This is a genomic window from Spiroplasma sp. ald, assembly GCF_044714355.1.
Lineage (GTDB): Bacteria > Bacillota_I > Bacilli_A > Mycoplasmatales > Mycoplasmataceae > Spiroplasma > Spiroplasma phoeniceum.
This window is the reverse complement of record NZ_RXFY01000101.1, coordinates 1-3,640: the sequence shown is the minus strand read 5'-3', so window position 1 is coordinate 3,640 and position 3,640 is coordinate 1. Positions and strand designations below refer to the sequence as shown.

The window sequence follows — 3,640 nt, the reverse complement described above, 5'->3', positions numbered from 1 at the left end:
TATAATTTCTATTTTAAATATATTTTATAGGAATTTTAAAATAACTAGGTTATGCAAGAAGTCTAATATTTTTCATTAAAACCTATCAAATGTTTCGGGATAAATATCATCATACATATTAAGACTCTGTAAGATTTGAATTGTTTTTTTAGTTAGTCTAATTTTTTCACTCTGCTTGTTTTCTTGGATATGACGTAATAGTTCTGCTTTAGCAATTGGTTGAATACTAAAATATTGGATTCAAGCTAAAACTAATTGAGCAACAGTACAATTATATTTTTTAGCTTCGGCAACTAGAATTTGATTTTCCATTGTATTAGCAATTGGTGAATATGCTTGTACCAAAATGTTTTTATTTTGACAATATTGTACACGATCTCATCTTTGGTTAAAAGGATTAAATTCAATTTGGTTTAAATTTGGATAAATACCCGTTTCTTCAAACAAAATTTCAATCATATCCTTATCAAAATTACTTACACCAACAACATTAATTAACCCTTTCGCTTTGCATTGTAGCAATTCGGTATAGGCTTTGATAGTTTTGTAAAAATTTAAATTTGGGCGATGAATTAAAACAATATCTAAATAAGTAACATTTAATCGTTTTAACGACTCTAGCACAGCATTGGTAGTATTCTCTGCCTCAATATCATCACATCAAATTTTTGTTTCAATAGTAATATCTTCTCGCTTTTGATTATTAGAATTTAAATATTTTTTAATTGCTCGTCCAACAATTTCTTCATTTTTATAAACTTTAGCAGTATCAATAATTTTATAACCATTTTGTAAAGCATTAATAATCGCCTCTTCTTTTTTTAAAAATAAAGTTCCAAATGCAATTTTCTCTAAGCGAAATGGCATTGTTCTAACCTCCTCTAAAATTATTTACTATATTGTTTTAATAACTCTTCAATATTATCTGTTATTGGATATTTTGATATAATTTGATGATAAATATTATTATAACCAATAAAAGAATGGACAACATATTCTTTCTCAATAATTCGTAATGGTTTTAAAACTGTTCTACCTGTTAAACTAGCGGCAAAAAACATTGCTTGTTTATCAGCAACTAAATCTTGTTCAGAAAAAAATTGTGTTGTAACTAATTTTTTTCTGTTCTAAACCTTGCTGTTCAATTTTCATTCGTAATGCTGTTTCTTTTTCATTTGGTCAAATTTGCTCATACCGAATTAAACGTGCAAACATTTTATAATTAGTTGCAATTGCTAATGCACTCATTAGAACTCCTTCTGGTGCACCACCAATTCCATACAAAAAATCAGTCTTCTTTAAAACAACATCAATTGCCCCTAATACATCTCCTTCATTAATTAATTCAACCTTAATGCCTAATTGACACATTGTTTTTATTATTTTTTGATAACGCGGTTTATTTAAAATAATACATGATAAATTTTGCTTAATTTTTAATAAAGTCAATAAAATTGCTTCAATTGGTTTATTAAAATCAACTATTACAGCTAAGTCCTGTGATAAAAACAATTTTTCCATATACATTTCTGGGATTTGTAACATTGTATTATTTTTAGCAACAGCAATACATGAAATTGAACCCGGTTCATTTTTACTAGCTGGTATTGTCCCTTCAATTGGGTCAACTGCAATATCAATCGTAATTGCTTGTTGATGAGAAAAAGTTTGCCCTTGATATAACATTTGTGCTGCATCAAGTTCACCTTCGCCAATTGCAATTTTTGCTTTAACATCATTACTTGTTAATAATTTATTAATAATATCAACTGCTTTTTGGTCTAACATATTTTTATCATTTTTATCAACCAATTCATATGAAGCAATCACAACTAACCTGGACCGCACGTAAAAATAAAAGACTATTTGTTTTCATTGTTCATTCCTTTGCTTGCTATTAATATTTAATCATATAATTTCCAAAATAAAAATGTAAAATACCTTACATTTTTATTTTTTATTAACCTTATTTTGTATTTTGTTTTGGAATCTTACCAAATAATTCATGAAAGGCCCGCTTTGATCCAACTTTACTAGCACGAACTAAAAATTCATTGCTAGAAATAATAAAAGTACAAAAGACAATTGGAATAACATATACTCAATAATATCATGTTGGTTCTGAAATTTTATTTGGAACATTTACTGCAATAAAAATATATTGAAAAATTGGGGTTCAAAAAAACATTAATAATTGGGTTGAAGTTGTATAGGTGGGTCCAGACATTGCTAAACATGCATAATATAGCATTCGAGAACTACCCATAATAATTCCTCCAGCAAGAACAATTAATGCATAATCATAATATTGAAAATTAGCAAAAATTTTATAACCATCTAAGAAACTTTGATGAGAAAAAACTGCAGCAATTGGTGTCCCTAATAATAACATTAATATCGCTGAAGAACTTGTTTTAATTGATACTGTTTCATGATCTGTAAATTTAATTTTTGAAGAACTCATTAAATGGGACATTCCTAATGCTTCCATTGCATAAAAGCCAGCGGTCACTAAAGCTAAACACATCCCTCCAATCGATGATCAAGCTAATCCTTCTTCAATTACAAAATGAATTGACATTCCTAAAATTAAACATGTAGAAATTGCTAAAGCAGTTCAAGTATATTTACTTTGACAAACACGAAAGAAAATAGCACTTCCAATTGCCGCTAAAATAACATTTAAATTTAACAATAATCCTGGAACAGTTCCATCTGTACCACCTTGATGATTAATTGTTAATAAAACTGATAACTGAAAAAATACCATTGCAACCGGACCACCTAAAAAACCATATAATACAATTAGTCAAGTTTCTTTGTGACGAAGTAATTTTAAAAAATTAATAAAATTTTTGGGTTTATAAAAAATAAACATTACAAAAGTTGCCATTATTTCTTGAACTGTCACATAAAAAGTGGCATTAATTGGCGATGCTAAATTACCATATGGTACTTGTTCTGGAATAATATATAGCATTAATGGGATAATAGAATACCCAACTGCAGAAATTAATCCATACATAATTCCCAGAATAATGCGACGTTTTGTACGAATAGTATCTAATTCATTTTTTACATTTTTTTCTTTTTGTAATAACTGTTGATCTGTGGTAACCTGATCTGCCATATTTATACTTTCCTAATCCATTCTTTTCTACTATAAATATAATATTGTTTTGTTTTGTTTTTTAAAACTATTAGTTATATCTTACACTAAACATAAAAAAAGTTAAACTTTTTTAACTTTTTTATATAAATTTAATAAGTAACATTAATATAATCAAATTATTATAATTAATTTTTCCCATGTATCGTGTAAGTGAAGTGCAACAAATCAACTCAGAAAGGGATTGATTTTTTATTGAAAAGAAACATTATTTTATTTTGCGGTCCGTAGTAATTAAGTATGGTAAAGATAATGTTATTAATACGGTAAATAATATTGTAATTAATAATGAAAAAGAAGATGAATAAATTACCGCTAATAAATTACGCGGATAATTTATTCAATAGACTTCTTGCATAACCTATTTATTTTAAAATTCCTATAAAATATATTTAAAATAGAAATTATAGGAATCTAAAATTATGAAATTTGATAAATTTGATTTTATTAATGATAAAGAATTATTCCGAT

At 26.6% G+C, this 3,640-nt stretch carries 5 protein-coding genes; 1 reads left to right on the top strand and 4 read right to left on the bottom strand.

Annotated features, from left to right (window positions below; translation table 4 throughout):
- Positions 1-75: 75 nt before the first annotated feature.
- From EHU54_RS04980 to EHU54_RS04965, 4 genes are all read right to left on the bottom strand, one after another.
- Positions 76-867 carry an aldo/keto reductase family protein gene (locus EHU54_RS04980; RefSeq protein ID WP_400249263.1) on the bottom strand — a complete coding sequence of 264 codons (792 nt, stop codon included), beginning with the start codon at positions 865-867 and terminating at the stop codon, positions 76-78.
- Positions 868-887: 20 nt separating this feature from the next.
- A complete protein-coding gene (locus tag EHU54_RS04975) occupies positions 888-1,061 on the bottom strand; it encodes a hypothetical protein (RefSeq protein WP_400249262.1) in 174 nt (57 codons plus the stop codon).
- 7 nt (positions 1,062-1,068) lie between these two features.
- Entirely contained in the window at positions 1,069-1,848 is a 780-nt protein-coding gene (locus EHU54_RS04970; RefSeq protein ID WP_400249261.1) for a fructose-bisphosphatase class II, read from the bottom strand.
- A gap of 118 nt (positions 1,849-1,966) precedes the next feature.
- Entirely contained in the window at positions 1,967-3,130 is a 1,164-nt protein-coding gene (locus tag EHU54_RS04965; RefSeq protein ID WP_400249260.1) for a hypothetical protein, read from the bottom strand.
- A gap of 179 nt (positions 3,131-3,309) precedes the next feature.
- On the opposite strand from EHU54_RS04965, the gene EHU54_RS04960 reads away from it, so the two are divergent.
- On the top strand, positions 3,310-3,477 hold the full coding sequence (locus EHU54_RS04960; RefSeq protein ID WP_400249265.1) for a hypothetical protein: 168 nt from the start codon (positions 3,310-3,312) through the stop codon (positions 3,475-3,477).
- Positions 3,478-3,640 lie beyond the last annotated feature (163 nt).